Here is a 5,750-nt window from a genome sequence, read left to right as displayed (position 1 = left end):
CATAATCTCGTTTCTGTGCTGCAGATGCAGCGACGCGAAAGCGGCAGGGTTCTGAGGGTTGGAATGCTGCGGTTGGCGCGACTGTTCTTTAAAAACTAACAGCCGATAAGTGTGGGCGCTTGGTGCTTGGCTTTAAGCGTGGTGGTGTTTCTTAGGAGATACTGCCGTGAAGCGAAAGTATCAAGTCTCACACTAGTATTAAGGTAGGTTTTGAGCGTCTTTTCTTTAGGGGAAAGATGGGAGGAACTTGTCAGTACGTTGAGTGAGCGACCTATTCGCAAGAATAGAAAACAGTAACAGGCATTGAACTGAAGAGTTTGATCCTGGCTCAGATTGAACGCTGGCGGCATGCCTTACACATGCAAGTCGAACGGCAGCACGGGGGCAACCCTGGTGGCGAGTGGCGAACGGGTGAGTAATACATCGGAACGTGTCCTGTAGTGGGGGATAGCCCGGCGAAAGCCGGATTAATACCGCATACGATCTACGGAAGAAAGCGGGGGACCGAAAGGCCTCGCGCTATAGGGGCGGCCGATGGCAGATTAGCTAGTTGGTGGGGTAAAGGCCTACCAAGGCGACGATCTGTAGCTGGTCTGAGAGGACGACCAGCCACACTGGGACTGAGACACGGCCCAGACTCCTACGGGAGGCAGCAGTGGGGAATTTTGGACAATGGGGGAAACCCTGATCCAGCAATGCCGCGTGTGTGAAGAAGGCCTTCGGGTTGTAAAGCACTTTTGTCCGGAAAGAAAACTTCTGCCCTAATACGGCGGGAGGATGACGGTACCGGAAGAATAAGCACCGGCTAACTACGTGCCAGCAGCCGCGGTAATACGTAGGGTGCGAGCGTTAATCGGAATTACTGGGCGTAAAGCGTGCGCAGGCGGTTCGTTAAGACAGATGTGAAATCCCCGGGCTTAACCTGGGAACTGCATTTGTGACTGGCGAGCTAGAGTATGGCAGAGGGGGGTAGAATTCCACGTGTAGCAGTGAAATGCGTAGAGATGTGGAGGAATACCGATGGCGAAGGCAGCCCCCTGGGCCAATACTGACGCTCATGCACGAAAGCGTGGGGAGCAAACAGGATTAGATACCCTGGTAGTCCACGCCCTAAACGATGTCAACTAGTTGTTGGGGATTCATTTCCTTAGTAACGTAGCTAACGCGTGAAGTTGACCGCCTGGGGAGTACGGTCGCAAGATTAAAACTCAAAGGAATTGACGGGGACCCGCACAAGCGGTGGATGATGTGGATTAATTCGATGCAACGCGAAAAACCTTACCTACCCTTGACATGGTCGGAACCCTGCTGAAAGGTGGGGGTGCTCGAAAGAGAACCGATACACAGGTGCTGCATGGCTGTCGTCAGCTCGTGTCGTGAGATGTTGGGTTAAGTCCCGCAACGAGCGCAACCCTTGTCCTTAGTTGCTACGCAAGAGCACTCTAAGGAGACTGCCGGTGACAAACCGGAGGAAGGTGGGGATGACGTCAAGTCCTCATGGCCCTTATGGGTAGGGCTTCACACGTCATACAATGGTCGGAACAGAGGGCTGCCAACCCGTGAGGGGGAGCTAATCCCAGAAAACCGATCGTAGTCCGGATCGTAGTCTGCAACTCGACTACGTGAAGCTGGAATCGCTAGTAATCGCGGATCAGCATGCCGCGGTGAATACGTTCCCGGGTCTTGTACACACCGCCCGTCACACCATGGGAGTGGGTTTTACCAGAAGTGGCTAGTCTAACCGCAAGGAGGACGGTCACCACGGTAGGATTCATGACTGGGGTGAAGTCGTAACAAGGTAGCCGTATCGGAAGGTGCGGCTGGATCACCTCCTTTCTCGAGCTCAAACGTATTAAAGTGAAGTGCTAAAGCGCTCACGCTTATCGGCTGTAAGAAGACAGGCTAAGGGTCTGTAGCTCAGTTGGTTAGAGCACCGTCTTGATAAGGCGGGGGTCGTTGGTTCGAATCCAACCAGACCCACCATGATTCGCTTGACCGTGTTTAATGTTCAATTAAATGCAGTCGGATGAATTTACGGACCCTCAAGCGTCAAGGTATAGGGGGATTAGCTCAGCTGGGAGAGCACCTGCTTTGCAAGCAGGGGGTCGTCGGTTCGATCCCGTCATCCTCCACCAATCATCAATGCAGATTTTTTATACCTGTGAGCAGAAAAGTGCTTGCGGTGCGGGGTGAAAAATATGCATTGGCGATTGAGCCAGTCAGTAAATTGTTTAAGGCAAGGCGCTTTAAATGATGCTGTCGTTCTTTAACAATCTGGAAGAAGTAGTAAAGAGATTCACGAAAATACACTTAGAGATGGGTGTGTGAGTAGGTGAATCAGGGTTGTGATTGTATCAATGTATGAAAAGTTATCGAAAGATGGCTTGGAATACGGCGCAACACGAATACTCAACCTGTAGCGGTGTGAAAGAGGTTTGATCGGCATTGAACTGCGGTTCGGTGTGGAGAAAAACGCTCGGAGACACACTCGTTATAGGGTCAAGCGAACAAGTGCATGTGGTGGATGCCTTGGCGATCACAGGCGATGAAGGACGCGGTAGCCTGCGAAAAGCGACGGGGAGCTGGCAAACGAGCTTTGATCCGTCGATGTCCGAATGGGGAAACCCGGCCCTTCTGGGTCATCCTAGACTGAATACATAGGTCTAGAGAAGCGAACGCGGTGAACTGAAACATCTAAGTAACCGCAGGAAAAGAAATCAACCGAGATTCCCAAAGTAGTGGCGAGCGAAATGGGATCAGCCTGTACTCTTTAGCACGACCGTTAGCCGAACACTCTGGAAAGTGTGGCCATAGCAGGTGATAGCCCTGTAGGCGAAAGCGGATGTGTGGAACTAGGTGTACGACAAGTAGGGCGGGACACGTGAAATCCTGTCTGAAGATGGGGGGACCATCCTCCAAGGCTAAATACTCGTGATCGACCGATAGTGAACCAGTACCGTGAGGGAAAGGCGAAAAGAACCCCGGGAGGGGAGTGAAATAGATCCTGAAACCGCATGCATACAAACAGTCGGAGCCTCGTCAAGGGGTGACGGCGTACCTTTTGTATAATGGGTCAGCGACTTACGTTCAGTAGCAAGCTTAACTGATTAAGGCAGGCGTAGCGAAAGCGAGTCCGAATAGGGCGTTCAGTTGCTGGGCGTAGACCCGAAACCAAGTGATCTATCCATGGCCAGGTTGAAGGTGCGGTAACACGTACTGGAGGACCGAACCCACTAATGTTGAAAAATTAGGGGATGAGCTGTGGATAGGGGTGAAAGGCTAAACAAACTTGGAAATAGCTGGTTCTCTCCGAAAACTATTTAGGTAGTGCCTCGTGTATCACCTTCGGGGGTAGAGCACTGTCATGGTTGTGGGGTCCATTGCGGATTACTACGCCATAGCAAACTCCGAATACCGAAGAGTGCAATCACGGGAGACAGACATCGGGTGCTAACGTCCGGTGTCAAGAGGGAAACAACCCAGACCGCCAGCTAAGGTCCCCAAATATTGCTAAGTGGGAAACGAAGTGGGAAGGCTAAAACAGTCAGGAGGTTGGCTTAGAAGCAGCCATCCTTTAAAGAAAGCGTAATAGCTCACTGATCGAGTCGTCCTGCGCGGAAGATGTAACGGGGCTAAGCAATATACCGAAGCTGCGGATGCGAGATTTATCTCGCATGGTAGGAGAGCGTTCCGTAAGCCTGTGAAGGTGCATTGAAAAGTGTGCTGGAGGTATCGGAAGTGCGAATGCTGACATGAGTAGCGATAAAGGGGGTGAAAAGCCCCCTCGCCGTAAGCCCAAGGTTTCCTACGCAACGTTCATCGGCGTAGGGTGAGTCGGCCCCTAAGGCGAGGCAGAAATGCGTAGCTGATGGGAAGCAGGTTAATATTCCTGCACCATTGTTAAATGCGATGGGGGGACGGATCGCGGAAGGTTGTCCGGGTGTTGGAAGTCCCGGTCCTTGCATTGGAGAAGGCGCTTAGGCAAATCCGGGCGCGGAATTCAAGGGTGTGAGGCGAGCCGCTTAGGTGGCGAAGCAATCGGAAGTGGTTCCAAGAAAAGCCTCTAAGCTTCAGTTTAACAAGACCGTACCGCAAACCGACACAGGTGGGCGAGATGAGTATTCTAAGGCGCTTGAGAGAACTCGGGAGAAGGAACTCGGCAAATTGGTACCGTAACTTCGGGATAAGGTACGCCCCTGTAGCTTGATGCGCCTGCGCGCAAAGGGTGAAGGGGTTGCAATAAACTGGTGGCTGCGACTGTTTAATAAAAACACAGCACTCTGCAAACACGAAAGTGGACGTATAGGGTGTGACGCCTGCCCGGTGCCGGAAGATTAAATGATGGGGTGCAAGCTCTTGATTGAAGTCCCGGTAAACGGCGGCCGTAACTATAACGGTCCTAAGGTAGCGAAATTCCTTGTCGGGTAAGTTCCGACCTGCACGAATGGCGTAACGATGGCCACACTGTCTCCTCCCGAGACTCAGCGAAGTTGAAGTGTTTGTGATGATGCAATCTCCCCGCGGCTAGACGGAAAGACCCCATGAACCTTTACTGTAGCTTTGCATTGGACTTTGAACCGATCTGTGTAGGATAGGTGGGAGGCTATGAAACCGGAACGCTAGTTTCGGTGGAGCCGTCCTTGAAATACCACCCTGGTTTGTTTGAGGTTCTAACCTTGGTCCGTGATCCGGATCGGGGACAGTGCATGGTAGGCAGTTTGACTGGGGCGGTCTCCTCCCAAAGTGTAACGGAGGAGTACGAAGGTACGCTAGGTACGGTCGGAAATCGTGCTGATAGTGCAATGGCATAAGCGTGCTTAACTGCGAGACCGACAAGTCGAGCAGGTGCGAAAGCAGGTCATAGTGATCCGGTGGTTCTGTATGGAAGGGCCATCGCTCAACGGATAAAAGGTACTCTGGGGATAACAGGCTGATACCGCCCAAGAGTTCATATCGACGGCGGTGTTTGGCACCTCGATGTCGGCTCATCTCATCCTGGGGCTGTAGCCGGTCCCAAGGGTATGGCTGTTCGCCATTTAAAGAGGTACGTGAGCTGGGTTTAAAACGTCGTGAGACAGTTTGGTCCCTATCTGCCGTGGGCGTTGGATATTTGAAGGGGGCTGCTCCTAGTACGAGAGGACCGGAGTGGACGAACCTCTGGTGTACCGGTTGTCACGCCAGTGGCATCGCCGGGTAGCTATGTTCGGAAGAGATAACCGCTGAAAGCATCTAAGCGGGAAACTCGCCTTGAGATGAGATATCCCTGGGGCTTTAAGCCCCTTGAAGGGTCGTTCTAGACCAGGACGTTGATAGGTCAGGTGTGGAAGTGCAGTAATGCATTAAGCTAACTGATACTAATTGCCCGTAAGGCTTGATCCTATAACCAGTGTGTCTTTAATGAGCGAAATGCTCACACACGTGTGGTTGAGATCAGTGTTGTGCCAGTACTAAACACAACCCAAGCAACACCAGTAACAACGAGGCGCTCTTCACAAAGAGTGAACTCGACTACTTCTTCCCCAGATTGGTTGTAGCGCCCACCAGCGCTACAACACCCCCTTATGCCTGATGACCATAGCGAGTTGGTACCACCCCTTCCCATCCCGAACAGGACCGTGAAACGACTCCACGCCAATGATAGTGCGGATACCCGTGTGAAAGTAGGTAATCGTCAGGCTCCTCATGCGCTGCCAAGCAACTCCGCAGCTATACAAAAACCCCACCCCTCAAAGGTGGGGTTTTTGCGTTTC

General features: G+C 52.2%; 2 tRNA genes and 3 rRNA genes. All 5 read left to right on the top strand.

Annotated features, from left to right (window positions below):
- Positions 1-305 precede the first annotated feature (305 nt).
- Positions 306-1,836 (top strand): 16S ribosomal RNA (locus AWB69_RS44675).
- Positions 1,837-1,906: 70 nt separating this feature from the next.
- A tRNA-Ile gene (locus tag AWB69_RS44670) sits at positions 1,907-1,983 on the top strand.
- A 76-nt stretch (positions 1,984-2,059) separates the two neighbouring features.
- A tRNA-Ala gene (locus AWB69_RS44665) sits at positions 2,060-2,135 on the top strand.
- A 362-nt stretch (positions 2,136-2,497) separates the two neighbouring features.
- Positions 2,498-5,379 (top strand): 23S ribosomal RNA (locus AWB69_RS44660).
- A 185-nt stretch (positions 5,380-5,564) separates the two neighbouring features.
- Positions 5,565-5,677: ribosomal RNA gene (gene rrf, locus AWB69_RS44655) — 5S ribosomal RNA — on the top strand.
- The 16S, 23S and 5S rRNA genes sit together here with 2 tRNA genes alongside, the layout of an rRNA operon.
- Positions 5,678-5,750: the final 73 nt, after the last annotated feature.

This window comes from Caballeronia udeis (genome assembly GCF_001544555.2).
Lineage (GTDB): Bacteria > Pseudomonadota > Gammaproteobacteria > Burkholderiales > Burkholderiaceae > Caballeronia > Caballeronia udeis.
This window is presented reverse-complemented; position numbering and strand designations above follow the sequence as displayed.